The organism is Psychrobacter sp. Sarcosine-3u-12 (genome assembly GCF_002836005.1).
Lineage (GTDB): Bacteria > Pseudomonadota > Gammaproteobacteria > Pseudomonadales > Moraxellaceae > Psychrobacter > Psychrobacter okhotskensis.
The window spans coordinates 16109-32550 of sequence record NZ_PJBY01000082.1 but is presented as its reverse complement, the minus strand read 5'-3'; the positions used below and the strand labels follow the sequence as shown (position 1 = coordinate 32550).

General features: G+C 41.7%; 16 protein-coding genes and 1 pseudogene. 12 read left to right on the top strand and 5 right to left on the bottom strand.

Annotated elements, in window-relative coordinates; translation table 11 throughout:
- The 6 genes from CXF65_RS05085 to CXF65_RS05060 form a co-directional block, all read left to right on the top strand.
- The coding region (locus CXF65_RS05085) for a heme lyase CcmF/NrfE family subunit (RefSeq protein WP_101211263.1) at positions 1–1668 on the top strand (1668 nt) is incomplete at its 5' end.
- Complete coding sequence (locus CXF65_RS05080) at positions 1669–2331, top strand: DsbE family thiol:disulfide interchange protein (RefSeq protein ID WP_101211262.1); 663 nt, start codon at positions 1669–1671, stop codon at positions 2329–2331.
- A gap of 83 nt (positions 2332–2414) precedes the next feature.
- A complete protein-coding gene (locus tag CXF65_RS05075) occupies positions 2415–2897 on the top strand; it encodes a cytochrome c-type biogenesis protein (RefSeq protein ID WP_020443538.1) in 483 nt (160 codons plus the stop codon).
- The gene (ccmI, locus tag CXF65_RS05070) at positions 2894–4174 is read left to right on the top strand and encodes a c-type cytochrome biogenesis protein CcmI (RefSeq protein ID WP_101211261.1); all 1281 of its coding nucleotides are present in this window, start codon (positions 2894–2896) and stop codon (positions 4172–4174) included. The genes CXF65_RS05075 and ccmI overlap by 4 nt, the downstream gene beginning before the upstream one ends.
- Before the next feature lie 141 nt (positions 4175–4315).
- Positions 4316–5023 carry a signal peptidase II gene (gene lspA / locus CXF65_RS05065; RefSeq protein WP_101211260.1) on the top strand — a complete coding sequence of 236 codons (708 nt, stop codon included), beginning with the start codon at positions 4316–4318 and terminating at the stop codon, positions 5021–5023.
- 333 nt (positions 5024–5356) lie between these two features.
- Positions 5357–5719, top strand: a complete 363-nt coding sequence (locus CXF65_RS05060; protein ID WP_058023733.1) for a DUF3817 domain-containing protein — start codon at positions 5357–5359, stop codon at positions 5717–5719.
- Positions 5720–6371: 652 nt separating this feature from the next.
- Here CXF65_RS05060 and CXF65_RS05055 read toward each other — a convergent pair.
- Positions 6372–6962 carry a recombinase family protein gene (locus tag CXF65_RS05055; RefSeq protein ID WP_025643766.1) on the bottom strand — a complete coding sequence of 197 codons (591 nt, stop codon included), beginning with the start codon at positions 6960–6962 and terminating at the stop codon, positions 6372–6374.
- Positions 6963–7193: 231 nt separating this feature from the next.
- On the opposite strand from CXF65_RS05055, the gene CXF65_RS05050 reads away from it, so the two are divergent.
- Complete coding sequence (locus tag CXF65_RS05050) at positions 7194–7658, top strand: NUDIX hydrolase (RefSeq protein ID WP_007115209.1); 465 nt, start codon at positions 7194–7196, stop codon at positions 7656–7658.
- Between the two features lie 317 nt (positions 7659–7975).
- Here CXF65_RS05050 and CXF65_RS05045 read toward each other — a convergent pair whose 3' ends face one another.
- Entirely contained in the window at positions 7976–8305 is a 330-nt protein-coding gene (locus CXF65_RS05045) for a four-helix bundle copper-binding protein (protein ID WP_084212324.1), read from the bottom strand.
- Positions 8306–8417: 112 nt separating this feature from the next.
- Entirely contained in the window at positions 8418–8549 is a 132-nt protein-coding gene (locus tag CXF65_RS15180) for a hypothetical protein (RefSeq protein WP_264673014.1), read from the bottom strand.
- 166 nt (positions 8550–8715) lie between these two features.
- On the opposite strand from CXF65_RS15180, the gene CXF65_RS05035 reads away from it, so the two are divergent.
- From CXF65_RS05035 to CXF65_RS15030, 5 genes and pseudogenes are all read left to right on the top strand, one after another.
- Positions 8716–9129 (top strand): cation efflux protein, CzcI-like, encoded by a 414-nt coding sequence (locus CXF65_RS05035; protein ID WP_227502390.1) that lies wholly within the window; start codon positions 8716–8718, stop codon positions 9127–9129.
- A gap of 48 nt (positions 9130–9177) precedes the next feature.
- Complete coding sequence (locus CXF65_RS05030) at positions 9178–10503, top strand: TolC family protein (RefSeq protein ID WP_025652658.1); 1326 nt, start codon at positions 9178–9180, stop codon at positions 10501–10503.
- 1 nt (position 10504) lies between these two features.
- Positions 10505–11734: an efflux RND transporter periplasmic adaptor subunit gene (locus tag CXF65_RS05025; protein WP_025644120.1), complete on the top strand. Its 1230-nt coding sequence runs from the start codon at positions 10505–10507 to the stop codon at positions 11732–11734.
- Positions 11724–14864 (top strand): efflux RND transporter permease subunit, encoded by a 3141-nt coding sequence (locus CXF65_RS05020; protein ID WP_101211259.1) that lies wholly within the window; start codon positions 11724–11726, stop codon positions 14862–14864. Before CXF65_RS05025 ends, CXF65_RS05020 begins: the two co-directional genes overlap by 11 nt.
- An 86-nt stretch (positions 14865–14950) precedes the next feature.
- Positions 14951–15073 (top strand): annotated as a pseudogene (locus tag CXF65_RS15030) (cation transporter); the annotation flags it as partial.
- A 199-nt stretch (positions 15074–15272) separates the two neighbouring features.
- Here the strand turns inward: CXF65_RS15030 and CXF65_RS05015 are convergent.
- Together CXF65_RS05015 and parA are read right to left on the bottom strand one after the other, a co-directional pair.
- Positions 15273–15482, bottom strand: coding sequence for a plasmid partition protein ParG (locus tag CXF65_RS05015; RefSeq protein ID WP_025652656.1), 210 nt, complete (start codon positions 15480–15482; stop codon positions 15273–15275).
- A 3-nt stretch (positions 15483–15485) separates the two neighbouring features.
- The gene (parA, locus tag CXF65_RS05010; RefSeq protein ID WP_101211258.1) at positions 15486–16124 is read right to left on the bottom strand and encodes a ParA family partition ATPase; all 639 of its coding nucleotides are present in this window, start codon (positions 16122–16124) and stop codon (positions 15486–15488) included.
- Positions 16125–16442 lie beyond the last annotated feature (318 nt).

The following is a 16442-nucleotide window of genomic DNA, read 5'->3' as shown; positions in this document are numbered from 1 at the left end:
GTTATTTTGGCCGGTGTACAGTTAATGATGCTAACGATGCTGATATTTACCTCGTCACCGTTTGAGCGTACCTTACCCAATCTAGCGGTCGATGGCGCTGATTTAAATCCTGTCCTACAAGATTTCGGTCTGATTATTCATCCGCCCATGTTATATATGGGCTATGTGGGTATGGTAGTACCTTTTGCATTTTGTATGGCGGCATTGTGGGAAGGGCGTTTAGATGCTGCTTGGACACGCTGGTCACGTCCATGGGCGCTCGCGGCTTGGGGATTTTTGACCATTGGTATTGCACTGGGCTCGTGGTGGGCCTACTACGAGCTTGGCTGGGGCGGTTGGTGGTTTTGGGATCCGGTAGAGAACGCCTCGTTTATGCCTTGGCTTGTCGGCTTAGCATTGCTGCATTCATTAGCAGTCACTGAAAAGCGCGGGGTGTTTAAAGCATGGACCATCATGCTGGCTATTTTCGCCTTTGCCTTAAGCTTGCTTGGCACGTTCCTGGTACGCTCTGGAGTCCTTACCTCAGTGCATTCGTTTGCCGCTGATCCGACGCGTGGTTTGGTTATCTTAGCTATTCTTGGCATTATCATCGGTAGTGGTCTATTAATGTTTGCCGTTCGAGGTTGGCGTTTAACCGTTGAAAGTCAATATCAGCTGATTTCACGTGAGTCCTTTTTAGTGATCAACAACGCCATCATTTTGATTGCAACCTTAGTGGTTCTGCTCGGCACCCTTTACCCTATTATCGCTGATGCCTTTGGTTTAGGACAAGTGTCCGTTGGCCCTCCTTATTTTAATGCATTATTTGTACCTTTAACGTGGCTGTTATTAATAGCTATGGGTATGGGCTCAAATATTCGCTGGAAAAAAGACACCCGTCCACTACTGGGTATAGGCATGGTCATCGCCGTTAGTAGCTTAGTATTAGCCGCCATTATTACTTACTTTGTTAATCCATCGTCTATGCTTAATATTGGTGTGACTTTAGCCGTTAGCTTTTGGGCACTGCTATGGATGGCAGTTGATTTTAAAGATAAAACTAAGAATGCGCCTAATCTTTTTAACGGTTTGCGGCAGTTGCGTCTGAGCTATTGGGGTCAACAGACTGCTCATATTGGCGTATTGGTTGCTGTCATTGGCATAGCCTTTACTAGTAGCTTGAGTACTGAGCGTGACGTAGCAATGGGTATTGGCGATACAGTCAATGTTCAAGGTTACGATTTTGAAGTAACTGAATTTTTTGAAATAAAGGGTAGTAACTTTGATGCAACGCAGGCGCAAGTCGTGGTATCCAAAAACGGTCGTGAAGTGGCGAAACTGAATCCAGAAAAGCGTACTTATATCATTAGCACTATGCCGACCACTGAGGCGGCCATTGATGCTAGCCTAATGCGCGATGTTTATGTCGCACTGGGCGAACCTATTGCCGATGGTAGTAACCAATGGGCATTAAGGATTTATGTAAAACCATTAATTCGCTGGATTTGGTTAGGGGCAATTATCATGGCTCTAGGTGGATTAATTAGCATGCTTGATAAACGATACCGCATCAAAAAAGTTAAAGCTCCATTGCTAGTTACTGGTGATCTGGCTACTGATGGAGTCAATGAGGTAGCTATTGAACAGGCAATCTCAGCATCGACGATGTCGACACTAAAGGAGAAATAAATGACTATGTCGAATAATACTCCTGAGCAAAAAAATAGCCAAAACAGTAAGCAGCGTAACCCAAAGACAATGAAAAAAAAGCAGACGAAGCTATGGTTCTTAGTTCCGCTTATCCTCTTTTTTGGTTTGGTAGTTATATTGTACATGCGCTTAGGTAAACCAACAGACATTGTGACCAATACCGCTCTTGAGCGTCCGGTTCCTACCTTTGAGCTGCCGTTATTAGCAGATACTACCCGTACTATCACCAATGATAATTTGCCGGATAAGCCGTTTTTACTTAATGTTTGGGGCTCATGGTGCCCAACTTGCGTTATTGAGCATCCGTTTTTAATGCAACTAGAAGAGCGCGGCGTTGATATCGTTGGTGTGAATTATAAGGATGAGATTGGTAATGCGCTCAGTTACTTAAACCGAGGCGGTGATCCATTTTCTATGTCTATTCAGGATTCATTGGGTCAGTTTGCTCTAGACTTAGGCATAACTGGTGCGCCCGAAACCTTTGTTGTGGATGGAGATGGCATCATTCGTCAGCATATTGTTGGTGAGGTTAATGAAGCCAATTGGCAACAGCGTGTTAAGCCGTGCCTGACCGTACTTAATGAGGCTAATAAGAACAACGATAGTCCTGATCTCATTCAGGTTGAGGAGATGTGCAAATGAACGTTATTCGAATAAGAGCTCCTCAACTAAAACCCAATATAGTTTTAAAACTAGCAAGCTTAATACTAGCGTGTCTGCTTAACATGACGGCAAACGCAGCTATTGACGTATACGATTTTGACTCACCACAGCAAGAAGCTCAGTATCGTGGATTAATAGAAGAGTTTCGCTGCCCAAAATGCCAAAATCAAAACCTTGCAGCCTCTGATGCACCGATTGCACAGGATCTAAAGCAAAAAGTCTATGATTTAATTAAAGATAGACGTAGTGATGCTGAAATACGCGTCTATATGCAAGAGCGCTACGGTGACTTTATTAGCTACAAGCCGCCTATGCGACCATCAACATGGATCCTATGGTTTTTTCCACCACTATTATTGCTCGTCTTAATTATTGGTTGGTTTTGGCAAAGTAAGCGTCGCCAAGTTGTTGCCCGTGGTCAAAGCGGCGTCACAGTGAACAGTACTGCTGCCTTGACCTCTACGGAAAAGGCTGAGCTTGATCGTCTATTATCGCAAGCTGAGAGTGTCGACCACGACATTACTAGCCTAGAGGACAAAAAATGACTCTATTTTCTACTTTTGGCTTATTTGTAACTCTAAGCTTGCTGATTGCTCTTATATTTGCGCTGATTGCTATTATGCCATGGCTACGAGCACCGCGTTTGCAGTCCAAACCAATAGACAATCAACTGCTAGATATTAATGTTGCAGTATTTCGCGAACGTTTAGCTGAGCTACAAACAGATAAAGACAGCGGTACTATTAATAATAGCCATTATCAAAATCAAAAGCTGGAGCTTGAGCGTCAGCTATTAGATGCGCAGCGTCAGATAACACCTATGGTCACCCCTGATGTCAAAAGCCGTTTAATTGTCGCAGCTTGGATCCCAATATTGGCTGCAATGGCGTATTTACTAATAGGCAATCGTACGCCCGTGTTTGATTTGTGGACAGCTGAGGACAAAGTAGGACAAGTGGCTGACGACCTATTGACAGCTAAAATTGACAAGCCGCCATCATGGGCGTTTGAAGATGGTCGTCAACTGATTAGCGCCATGCAAACCAATGTTCATCGTAATGCTGATGATCCTAATCGCTGGATGCGCCTATCCGAGCTTTTCTTATCTATGGAGGCAACTGATTCTGCGCTGGAAGCCTTATCTCGTGCCTATCGTTTAGCTCCTGAAAATGAAGAAATCGCCACCACTTATGCTCAGACTAGCTTTTTCGTTAATGAAGGTCAGTTAGACGCCAATATTCGCCGTGTATTACAAGCTATATTAGCTAAGAATCCACAGCATGAACGGGCTCAAATGCTCATGGCAATGGGTGAGACTCGTAGTAGTAACTTTGCCCAAGCGCAAGGTTGGATTAAACGCTTACAAGGCAGCATTGTGGCCAAACCAGGTGATCATACTAAAGCTTTAGCAAGCTTAGATGAGTTAAGCAACTACGTTAGCACGCAAGAAAAGCAAGCGCTAGAAGGTATTGACGTGACAGTGAAAATTAACGCTAATTTATTACCGTTAGTGAAAGCTGATGATGTGTTGTTTGTTGCGATACGTGACGTTAAAGGAGGTCCACCGTTTGCCGCCAAACGTTTACCCATTAGTATTATCAAGCAAGGTGAGGCTAGTATCCGCTTAAGCAATCTTGATGCGATGATGCCAGATCGTACGTTAAATTCAGCTCGTAGTGACAAAACTCAGTTAGCAGTCGTTGCTCGTATTAGTCATAGCGGTAATGCCATAGCAGAGTCAGGCGACTTATCGGGTAATCCTATAGTGATTAGCGCTGAACAGACTCAGGTTAATGTTGAAATCAATCAACAGATTCCCTAATAAAAAATTATTACCGTAAGTTTCATAACACCAGAGCGGTAAGTGGAGCCGTTTATAAAAGTGGCGCGATTAATAGTCGTATACCAAAAACATATACGTTTAACATTGTTCATTGTATAAACACAGATAAAGAAAACAACTATGACTGAATCTACCGACAGATTAGATAGTACTAAATTGAATAGCGTTGAATCGGCTAGTACTAATATTGCTGACAATAAAGTACCTATAGCTGTGAGTAGTACTCATCAATCGATTGACTCTAAAACCATGAATCATACGCCTAAAGCTATGTACGTGACTTCAGGCAACTCGATAACACCTAAAGGTAAGTTGAATAAAATGCCAAAAATGGTTGCCAATGGCAGTCGCGCTTTTATCTGGTATTTGTTGGCGATAATGGTATTAATACTTGATCAATGGACTAAGTGGTTGGCCCAAACCAAATTAGCGTTCAATGACCCCGTACCGGTCATTGAACCATTTCTCAACTGGACACTCGCTTATAACTATGGGGCAGCATTTAGCTTTTTAGCCGACGCTGGCGGTTGGCAGAAATGGTTTTTCTCAGGCTTAGCTTTTGTAATGGCTATCTTTTTAACGATTTATTTAATCAAAGCGCCACGTACAGCCAAGCTATTGTCTATGGGGTTGGCCTTAGTGCTTGGCGGTGCGATTGGCAACTTAATCGATCGTTTAAGAATTGGCAAAGTGGTTGACTTTATCCATGTGCATTATGCTGATGTCTGGAATTATCCTATTTTCAATGTTGCAGATATAGGTGTCTGTGTCGGTGTAGCGTTGATTATAATTGATATGATATTTTTGGAAAGTAAGCGTAATGAATAAACAAGTGAATATTGATCAGTACAAATAAAAAGAACTAGCGTCATAGCTGCTCTATACGGAAAGATACTTTTTATACTCAAGTGTGTTTATAAAAATGCGAACTGGAAGGTGATATATGATTAATACAAATACTCTCTCATTCTATATCCCAAAACCCAATGCATAATTGTATGCGAGTGAACGCAGGATGATTTTGAAGTGGCTAGACGAAGGCGTGACGTGCTAAGTGGTAGATGACAAAAACCAGTACTTCAAAGCTCTGGACAGGGCCATTATTATAAAGACATTGAATACCGCCTAAATTATTTATTGAAATAACAAAAGGATAATATAGTGTCACATGCTCAGCTAACTATCAAACAAATACATAATCTTAGAAAAAAACAAAGTGCCGCATTAAAAAGCCTTACCATTATAGGCTACCTAGAAGGCACCTCTTTCTTATTATTGCTCTGTATCGCCATGCCACTAAAATATATGCTGGACATTCCAGAAGGTGTGAAATACATCGGTATGGCACACGGTATATTGTTTATTACCTATATCATAATACTTATAGGCTCAGCTATCAAAATGAAAATGCCTCTTTGGGCAATACCTGCGGGCGTACTCGGCTCACTCTTACCTTTTGGCCCGTTTATATTCGATCATTTACTAAAAAAGAATTTACAGGAAAGTGTAAGTAAAGAAGCCTAGAACAAGCCCTGCTGCAAATGCTACAAACGTACCTTATTACTCAAGATTATTTTTCCTAACTAAATCACAAGCCGCCATCACTCATCATGGCGACAAATGAATAACATTGAGCAGAAATTAATCACAATAAAATTTTAATTCAGACCCAGTATGAATAATCTAACACTCTAGTCACTTTTCGAACTTATCTTACATACTATCGACAAACCCGTATTGTTTAAAAGCTAAACAGGTTTTGTCATCCGCGATGGATTTCCTATTATCCTAGGGTATACCCTAGCGGAACCGACTTAAAAGCCCCAAAACCCTATTAACAGACCACTCAAAACAGACTGCTATAATGGAACCACTTATATGTGCTAAAAATGAGCTTATAGCATTTGCTCAAAGCATGGGCATAAAGTCGCTGCATTCGATATATAAAATAAATCAGTTGCAACGCTAGTACGTACAAAGTTGATACAGCTGATTACTATCATAGCTAAAAAGGCAAAGTGATACTCAAATACTCAAATACTCAAATACTCAAATACTCAAATACAGGGTTTTTTTGAATCAAGATACATGATTAAAATCTATCAACTTAATGATTATATATTTGATAGCATCGCGTCTATAGAAACGTAAATTAATGTTTAAAATACTTCAGCTATTAACCCTGTTTTAAGACACGATAAACCGTAGCTACCCCAACACCAACCGCCTTAGCGATTTCCTCTTTTGTCATATTATTTTGACTGTCTAATTCTCTAATACGATTGTGTTTTGCTAGATTTGCTTTCTTACCAGTAGGTTTATATCCACTGTTTGCTAATCCCTGCTTGATACGTTCTCTACGCTTATCGTTATCAAGCTTTGCCATCGTTGCTAATAAGTCGATCAGCATATTGTTAATTACCCTAAGGATGTCGCCTGTCATACCCTCGCTAACCGTATGTGTAGTTGGTAGATCAGCCACTACCAATCGCAAACCTTTATCTTTGATGCGCTGCTTTAAGATAGCAAAATCATCCTGAGACAATCTACTCAATCTATCTACACTCTCAACAAGCAATATATCGCCTTGCTCAGCATCATTGAGTAACTTAGTGAGTGCTGGTCTATCTAACTTTGTACCACTGAAATGCTCTACGTACTCAACATGGTTATCATCATAGCTTTGGCTAAAGCTAATCAAGTCAGACAATGCTCTGGTCGCGTCTTGATCCTTAGTGCTGGCTCTCACATAAATACGAACAGTCATAACGCCACCTCTATTATTTAGACTTAATAATTAATGTTCATTGATAATAGCAAGATATTACTATCATTTAATAACATAAAAAAGTCTAATGATAGATAGGTTATCATTTAAAGGTTTTATGTTTTAGGTATAGTCTAATGGTAGATTGTCAGGCGCTTTCACTGGTTCGGTACCCTAGTGAGGACTTGAATATTAAGCTATCCTCTATGTCCTATTCTCAATTGAGTTTTTATGTCTAATATACTAAGTAATGAACCTATAATACAATACGAACCACAGAGCCTACGTCCAATAGTAGCTACTATTGGAGTACTTTTTAAAGATGGAAAGGTGCTTTTAGTACGCCGTGCTAACCCACCCGATGCAGGTCGATGGGGTTTTCCCGGTGGTAAAATTGAACGTGGGGAAACTGTTAAAGATGCTGCCGTTCGTGAACTTTATGAAGAGACAAGCATTGTATCAAAAGCCTTTAAGACATTTAACGCTGTAGACGCGTTTGACTTTGATAGTAGTGGTAAGCTTCGTCACCATTTTGTTCTTGTAGCCGTACTTTGTATTTGGGTTTCTGGTGATCCTCTAGCAGGTGATGACGCCCTAGAAGCTAGATTTTTCGATATTGAAGATTTGATCAATGCAGATTTAGCCCTTAGCTTAGATGTTAAAGAAATAGCATTACAAGCAGCTGAGTTACTCTAAAAAGTAAGAAAGTTCGATATTCTATACCCCAGGGGGAGGGTGTAAATAATTCTGTGTAAATAAAACTGTATTTACACAGAATTATTTACACCCTCCCAGTAACAGCCGATGTAGCCTTACGTTTGCACGATGCTTTAGGTATTAGTGCTGATTTACTCATGCGCGTTCAATCAAAGTACTCTCTTTGGATCGAATCGCAAAAACAACGTCCACAAATTCAGCCATTTTTTGCGAGTTGTTAGTGGTTTGACCCACTAACAACTAACACGTTGGCTATTCATTGAGTAAATCCTAAACTCAACTAATTCTTTTATTTATCAGGCAACCATTTTTCGACATTCGACGGCACATTCACGGCAAGCATCAGCACATTGCTGGCAGTATTGATGCTCATGTTGGCTACATTCATCTGCACAGTATTCACAAGCCTTGGCACAAAGCTCACAAATTTCTTTCATAAAAGGAGATTCTGTTTGCTGCATACGAGCACAGAGCTGACAAATATCTGCACAATCTAGACAACGCTGAATACATTCTCGCATCATCTCCAGATTTTCTTCTTTTAGACAGGCATTTGCACAACTGGCACAGGTAAGGTAACAGCTCATACATGCCTTTGCGCAATCTGAAAATTGGATATCGTTCATCATACTCACCTAAAGTCAATTGATTTAGGAAAATGCTAATCAAAAAAAAAGATATACACTAGGACGATTATGTAAGGGAAAGTAAAATAGTCATAGGTTTTGTTAAATGGTTTTAGGAGAGTGTAAATGCAGTGTCGATGAAGGACTGCATGAGCTGCTTTTGAAAGTCTTTGATGTCATCGAAGCTTTTCATGCTGCTGGCCATTTGCTCAGCCAGTTTCTTGATGTCAGATTGGTTAGTCATTGCTTATTCTCCTGTTAGTGGATTATAAGCAGTTACACAAAGTTTGGGAAACTCTCATGGAAAATTGCCTTTTGAGTTTGAAGCAATGTACAATGATAAGATTAACCCGTTAGGTCAGGTGGCCTAACTTAAATAAAAAGTCTCCGACAAACCCGGTACGGTTCAGATGATGCGTTCTACTACATGGATTACAGTCTTGGTTGGATTGTTCATGTTCCAAAGCTTTTGGAATGTGGCGGCGGCCTTTTGTGTCCATGAACAACAGCCTCAATCACAGCAGAGTTATCATTTTGGTCATCACCAAAATACCTTGTGTGCCAGCGATAGTCGTCAACACGATCATAATGGACAGTCAGAAAACATAAAAACATTCAGTAGCGATTTAGAAATCGGTGAAGATCATCAAGATCATCTACCATCGATGATGCATTTGATTGTACAAAATGAAAAAGTAGATGTGTTTCATCCAAGCTCTGAAGTTAAAGTGAATCCACAATTTCATTGGAAAAACAGCTATCAGGCTCCTGACCTGTTTCAACAAAGCCTACCTCCCGAATTTTCCCCGCTCATGGTGGGGTAGCCTAAAACATTCCCACCACTTTTATTATTTAAATAAGTGGGAAAAATCATGTCTTCACAATCAATTATACTCTTGCGTCATAGCTTGGTTGCTTGTATATGTGCAGCGGCTATGCAATATAGCTATGCTGAAAACGTTACCAGCTTTGAATCCGCTTTAGCAAAAGTACAAAGTTACCAGACTCAAGACAAGCCGTGGCAACAAGTTCAGCAAATATCTGAATTGAATATTCAGCAAAGTCGGTTATGGCAGAATCCAAGTATAAGTTTAGAACAGTCTGGCTTTGGCTCAGGTCAAGAACAGGAATTCAATGTTGGCGTTAGTCAACCTCTAGATCTATTTGGTCAGCGTAAGCTGAACCGGGTGATTGCCAATACCTCGAATCAACAAATCCAATTGCAACAGCAATTATGGAAGGCACAAAGCCAACTGATTGTTAAATTTGCATGGTCGCAATTTGCACTTGCTGAGGTTGAGCAGTCTGCTTATTCAGTACAGTTAAAAACAAGTAAAGTCAATCTGGACAGTGCCCAGAAACGCTATCAGGCAGGCAGTATTGCCCTGGTTGATTTTGAGCGTGCCCAAATTGAAGCGCTAGAAATCCAACGACTTTATGAGCAAGCGATGCTGAATAAACAAGCTGCCGGTCGTCAGCTGTCTAATTTGTGGGGGGGAGAAACATCTTCACATCTTCAATTGAATAAAACCGCTATCCCTTGGCCAGAGCAAAGTCTCCAAACTGTGCAACGGTATATTGCTGAAGGGTGGCTAGAAAAATTCTATGCCTTGAACATTCAGCAATCGGATCATCAAATTGAAAATTTAAGAATTCAGGCACGTCCCAATCCGACTTTAAATGTAGGCATGAAACGTAGCAAAACCCCTAATGGAAGCAACGATACGACTTTAGCAATCGGCGTGGCTATTCCACTGAATATTTTCAATCGCCAGCAATATGCGATCCCGATGGTCCAGCAACAGCAAATATTGCTGAACCAACAGCAGCAGCGTGAGCTGAAGCAACAAATACTCGATATTGCCAACAGCATGCATCAGCTCAAAGGTTTACGTAGCCAGTTCGATGCCACAACAGCACAAGTTACTTTGGCGACCAAAGTTCAGAGCCGTACTTTACTAGGGTTTCAGGCAGGGAAACTGTCCATTACCGACGTTCAGCAAGCAACCACCCAACTGCAGAATCTTCGATTGGGTCAATTACAAACTCTACGTCAAGCTTGGCAAACTGCCCTAGCAGCTGAGGCACTCAGTATTGGCACAAGTTATGAAGAAATTAGCCGTTCGGATGCCTATACACAACTGAATAAAAAGGCAGTCGAAGCATCGCAAAATTTAATCAATGGGGGAGCACGATAAAATGAACGCCAAGCAAAACGGAAAAATATCCCAGTCTCTCATGATTGTAGTTTTGATTCTGATTACGGTCTTGGTCAGTCTGGCTATTTGGTTAAGTTCAAAAAAAACTGAATCTGAGGGGCAGGGTTATGATGAGGGAAATGCCGAATATTCTGATGAAGATAGTTCTGAAGAAGGACATGCTGAAGAAGGCGAAATACAACTGACCAGCCAACAAATGGTTGAACAAGGTTTAAAAGTTGCTGTTGCATCCACAGGATTGGTTGAAAAGCTGACAACCCTGCCAGGTAAATTGGTGGTGAATACCGATCAACAAGCGCATATATCGCCTAATTTTAGTGGTTATGTCGAGCAGATCAATGTGGCTTTAGGACAGAGCGTGCAAAAAGGACAAACGCTGGCTGTACTAACCGTGCCTGAACTGATCGACCAACAGGCAAATCTGCGTATGGCACAGGTGAATCTGGATTTGGCCCGTAAAGATTACCAGCGCGAACAGCAACTCTGGTCACAGGGGGTTTCTGCCAAACAGGATTACCAGCGTGCCGAAAATGCCTACCGTCAAGCGCAGATTACTGTCCAGTCCTCACAAGCACGTTTAAATGCATTAGGTGCAAGTGGCAATAACAATGGGCGTTTTCTGATTAAAGCACCGATCTCTGGGGTGATCAGTCAAAAAGATATTGTGGTCGGTGAAAATGTGCAACTGGCTAATCAGCTCTTTGTCATTGAACAGCTGAAAGATTTATGGCTTGAGTTTAATTTGCCGAATCAATTCTCAGGTCAACTGCAAGCCGGGCAAAAAATTGACTTTAAAGTGAATGATTCAGATCAAAGCTATAAAGCTACTGTACAAAGCTTAACCTCTCAGGCAGATGTACAAACAGGGCGTCTGGTGGTGCGCGCAAAACTCGATGCGCAAGCTACTGAGTTGCGTTCTAATGTGTTAGTGAGAGTGTTGATTCCGGAAGCTACAGCAAAATCAGCCCTTCGGATTCAAAAGTCTGCGCTGCAAAGTATTGAAGGTGAAGACAGTATTTTCATCGTAGATTCAGAACAAAAAGGTCAAGTCCACTTAAAAGCACAGAAAGTGCAATTGGGGCAGGCTTCAAGTGATGGACAATGGCTTGAAGTGATTTCTGGGCTGACTGAAGGGCAGAAGTATATCGCTCAAGGCAGTTTCTTGTTGAAATCTGAATTAGAAAAAGACGAGGCAGGCCATGGACATTAATTCTGATCTACCAAAACCAGAAGGTTTATTCGAACGAATCATTCAGTTTTCCATACAAAATGCGATTTGGGTGTTGCTCTTTGCCTGTACCTGGATTGCGGTCGGGGTGTATAGCTATCAGAAACTCCCGATTGATGCTGTACCCGATATTACCAATACCCAAGTCCAGCTTAATACTCAAGCCAAGGGTTTTACTGCGCTTGAAGTCGAACAGCTGATTACCTATCCCATTGAAAATGCCATGGCTGGCATTCCGGATCTGGAGCTTACCCGTTCCATATCCCGTTATGGACTCTCTCAAGTCACCATTGTCTTTAAAGATGGGACTGATATTTATTGGGCCCGTCAGCAGATTAACCAACGGACACAGGAGGCGCAATCTGAGTTGCCTGCACAAATCGCACCGACGATGTCCCCCGTTTCTACGGGTCTCGGTGAGATTTATCAATGGGTACTGAAGGCAGATCCGAATGCGAAAAAGCCGGATGGAACTGCATACACGCCGATGGATTTGCGTGAGATTCAGGACTGGATTGTGCGTCCTCAACTGCAACGTGTTAAGGGAGTTGCAGAGGTCAACAGTATTGGTGGTTTTGAAAAAACCTATGTGGTCTCTCCCGATTTAAACCGGATGCAGCAACTGAATATCTCATTAGAACAACTGCAACAGGCTTTAGCGCAAAATAATGAGAACCGAGGTGCAGGTTATATTGAAGACAATGGTCAGCAACTGACGGTACGTGTACCGGGTGCATTCAATGGGCTTTCTGATATTGAGAACACCATGCTGGGTAGCCCAAATGGCAGCCCAATTCGGGTTGGTGATATTGCGCAAGTCTCTATTGGGCATGATTTAAGAACCGGTGGGGCAACCTATAACGGCAAAGAAACCGTTTTAGGGGTTGTCATGATGGCGATGGGTGGAAATAGCCAGACTGTTTCTAAAGCTGTGGATGCCAAGCTTCAAGATATTCAGAATAGTTTGCCTAAAGGGGTAGTGATTGAAACGGTGTACGACCGTACTATCTTGGTTGAGAAGGCGATTAAAACCGTTCAGAAAAACTTGGTAGAGGGAGCAATCCTGGTCATCATCATTCTGTTCCTGTTTTTAGGGAATATCCGTGCTGCCTTGATTACTGCCTGTGTCATTCCACTCTCTATGCTGTTTACCTTAACCGGGATGGCACAGCAAAATATCAGTGCCAATCTGATGAGTTTAGGTGCACTCGATTTCGGCATCATTGTCGATGGTGCTGTGGTGATTGTCGAAAACTGTATCCGGCGTTTAGCCCATACACAGCAACTGTTAAAACGACCTCTCACACAAAGTGAACGCTTTAAGGAAGTTTTTCTGGCTGCCCGCCAAGCACGTCGTCCTCTTATTTTTGGTCAGCTTATTATTTTGGTGGTGTATTTGCCGATTTTTGCTTTAAGTGGTGTGGAAGCAAAAATGTTCCATCCGATGGCATTGGCAGTGGTACTCGCCCTTGTTGCAGCCATTATTTTATCGATCACCTTTGTGCCTGCTGCTGTGGCATTGTGGGTCAAAGGCGATATTCAAGAAAAAGAAAGTCGTTGGATGTTATGGCTAAAAGCTAAATATCAGCAAACTCTTGATATTTCGTATCAATACAAAGCAGTTGTGCTGACTTTTGCACTGTGTTTATTAGTGATTACGGGATTTATCAGTACCAAACTCGGCAGTGAATTTGCACCACAGCTCAGTGAAGGAGACTTTGCGATACAACAGTTACGTTCACCAAGTACAGGCTTAGAAGAGTCTTTACGTATTCAGGAGAATACTGAAAAACTTCTTTTAAAGAGTTTCCCTGAAATTAAGGCAGTATTTGCCAGAACGGGTACAGCCGAGGTTGCAACAGATGTCATGCCACCCAATATTTCAGATGGCTATATCATGTTAAAGCCTCGTTCAGAATGGCCAAATCCTAAAGAAAGTTTAGATGAATTACGTGGCCGTATGGTGACGTATTTAGCCACGATTCCAGGCAATAATAGTGAATTTTCACAACCGATTGAACTCCGATTTAATGAATTGATCTCAGGTGTGCGTAGTGATGTTGGTGTGAAAATCTTCGGTGATGATATGAATGTCCTCAATACTGAGGCGACTAAAATCTCCAAAATCATTCAGCAAATATCGGGTAGCAGTGCCGTGAAAGTTGAGCAGACCTCAGGTTTGCCATTACTGAATGTCGAGGTAAATAAAACTTTGGCTGCACAATATGGTTTGAGTGTGCGTTCAATTCAAGACCTTGTGGCAACCAATATTGGTGGACAAAGCGTGGGAGAGATTTTAGAAGGCGATCGTCGTTTTGATTTTGTTATCCGTCTTGGAGAGCAAGACCGTAGTGTCGCATCTGTTTCCCAGTTACCTATTCAGCTTCCAAATGGTGGCAGTATTTTATTGTCGGATGTCGCGCAAGTCTCGACCATTGAAGGAATCAACCAAGTCAGTCGAGAAAATGGTAAACGCCGAGTTGTGGTTACAACGAATGTTGAAGGGCGTGATTTAGGGTCTTTTGTTTCTGATGTACAGACACAGCTCAAAGCATACACTTTGCCAAGTGGTTATTGGATAGAATATGGCGGTCAGTTTGAAAATTTGGCTTCAGCCAAAGCACGGATGCAAATCGTGATTCCACTGGCTTTAATCACTATCTTTATTTTACTGATGGCGGTCTTTCACAATGTCAAAGAAAGTCTATTGGTCTTTACCGGGATACCCTTTGCCTTGACCGGTGGTGTGCTGTTCCTTTGGCTAAGGGATATTCCATTATCGATGTCAGCTGGAATTGGCTTTATTGCCTTATCTGGTGTTGCAGTCCTCAATGGACTGGTAATGCTGACCTTTATTAAGGAATTAAGGGACAAATATCCAGTGCATAAAGCCGTGTGGCAAGGGGCTATTTTGCGCTTAAGACCAGTGTTGATGACAGCTTGTGTGGCTTCACTGGGTTTTGTACCAATGGCGCTGTCAACCGGAACAGGGGCTGAGGTTCAACGGCCACTGGCAACCGTAGTGATTGGCGGGATTATCTCTTCAACATTACTAACTTTGGTGCTGTTACCCGTGCTTTATCGTTGGATAAATGAAAAAAAAGTTTCTTAATCCAATAGATTAGTCGATTTACAGCAGAGATATTGGCTGTTATCCAATATCTCTGCTCATCATAAATAGAATAAGGAAAATATTTTATGTCAGAACATCATGATCATAGCCATGCGGTTGTTACTGAAGAAAATAGTAAGAAGTTAATGGTTGCCTTAGGTTTAACGACTACTTTTTTAATAGTAGAAGTTGTCGCTGCTTTTGAGACCATCCCGAATTCTGTGTAACTGCCGTTTAGATTAAATGCTTGCTGATACGGTCATCAAACATAATCATAAAACGATTCAGAGCAGACGTCCAGTTACGGATTGGCATCGACCACGAGCCCATCCTGGATTTTGTGTAACTTCTATTTGCTAATAGGGTATAAGAAGTTACACAAAGTTTAGGAAAGTCCCTTTTTTATACCTATCGCTCAACCAATTTTTCCTCAATCATTTCAGTCAACAACTCAGTCACCGTTTTTCGGCTTTCAAGCGCGTACCGCTTGAGCGCAATGTGTTTATCTTCATCTAAATTAAAATTCACGCGTACCGTCTTTTTGGGACTGTCCGTCACATCTGATAGCGCTAACTGATCCTTAACGTTCTTACTAGGACGACCTGCTGATAAACTCATGACTTACTCCTCACCAAAAAATGTTTGAACCTCACTGACCAATGCGGTTATCTCTTGTATCGCATTGCTATTAGGCGATTCGGTATCAAATACTGTCTTACCAAGGGCAGCACTGTTAGGATAAGCAACACGCTGCATCACTCTGGTCTCTAATACCGGAATATTATAATCAAGCAGCGCGGTTGCAACCTCTTTACCAATATTGGTATTTTGAATGGCGCGTGAGACAACAAAGGCTGCCTTTAGTTGGCCATCCATCATCTCAATACGCTGCTGCACTAAATCAACCAAATCGCTGGTCGCCCAGATATCATAGGGGCTCGGCTGCACCGGAATCAATATAAAATCAGCCGCTTTTATAGCAGAAATAGCCAGACTAGTAGCTTGCGGCGATCCATCGATCACCACATAATCTTTATCAGAGACGTTTTTTAAATCTTTATCAAGTGTTGGTCTATCGAGCCCAATCACCGGTACCGGATTGTCTTCATCAACTGCTCTCCAGTCACGCGCACTGCCCTGCTGGTCACTATCCACCAACAAAACACTATGGCCTTTTAGCTGTAAGCCACGAGCCAAATGCGTTGCGATGGTAGTCTTACCGCTGCCACCCTTTTGATTTAATACCGCGATTACCTTCATAAATACAGATCCCTGTAGTATGTATTGAGTATATAAGTATATAAGTATATAAGTATATAAGTATATAAGTATATAAGTATATAAGTATATAAGTATAACTAAAAATGTACGTCACATTACTACTAATAGCAATACTTCATAGTAAAAATAGCATCACCTTTTCTAACTAGCGTATATCCATCATGATAGACGTCCTGTATCAAAGACAGCATAACGAACTGCCTACTACCAGGTAAATTACCGCTGTTGAATATCAATTTGAGCTACTAAAAGGAATACGTTAGCCACTCATATTCGTTATAATCTGCTCACCAATCA

Coding starts and splice junctions, on each gene's coding strand:
- CXF65_RS05080 (WP_101211262.1), top strand. CDS start 1,669: ATGACTATGTCGAATAATACTCCTGAGCAAAAAAATAGCCAAAACAGT.
- CXF65_RS05075 (WP_020443538.1), top strand. CDS start 2,415: ATGACGGCAAACGCAGCTATTGACGTATACGATTTTGACTCACCACAG.
- ccmI (WP_101211261.1), top strand. CDS start 2,894: ATGACTCTATTTTCTACTTTTGGCTTATTTGTAACTCTAAGCTTGCTG.
- lspA (WP_101211260.1), top strand. CDS start 4,316: ATGACTGAATCTACCGACAGATTAGATAGTACTAAATTGAATAGCGTT.
- CXF65_RS05055 (WP_025643766.1), bottom strand. CDS start 6,962: ATGACTGTTCGTATTTATGTGAGAGCCAGCACTAAGGATCAAGACGCG.
- CXF65_RS05050 (WP_007115209.1), top strand. CDS start 7,194: ATGTCTAATATACTAAGTAATGAACCTATAATACAATACGAACCACAG.
- CXF65_RS05045 (WP_084212324.1), bottom strand. CDS start 8,305: ATGAACGATATCCAATTTTCAGATTGCGCAAAGGCATGTATGAGCTGT.
- CXF65_RS15180 (WP_264673014.1), bottom strand. CDS start 8,549: ATGACTAACCAATCTGACATCAAGAAACTGGCTGAGCAAATGGCCAGC.
- CXF65_RS05035 (WP_227502390.1), top strand. CDS start 8,716: ATGATGCGTTCTACTACATGGATTACAGTCTTGGTTGGATTGTTCATG.
- CXF65_RS05030 (WP_025652658.1), top strand. CDS start 9,178: ATGTCTTCACAATCAATTATACTCTTGCGTCATAGCTTGGTTGCTTGT.
- CXF65_RS05025 (WP_025644120.1), top strand. CDS start 10,505: ATGAACGCCAAGCAAAACGGAAAAATATCCCAGTCTCTCATGATTGTA.
- CXF65_RS05020 (WP_101211259.1), top strand. CDS start 11,724: ATGGACATTAATTCTGATCTACCAAAACCAGAAGGTTTATTCGAACGA.
- CXF65_RS05015 (WP_025652656.1), bottom strand. CDS start 15,482: ATGAGTTTATCAGCAGGTCGTCCTAGTAAGAACGTTAAGGATCAGTTA.
- parA (WP_101211258.1), bottom strand. CDS start 16,124: ATGAAGGTAATCGCGGTATTAAATCAAAAGGGTGGCAGCGGTAAGACT.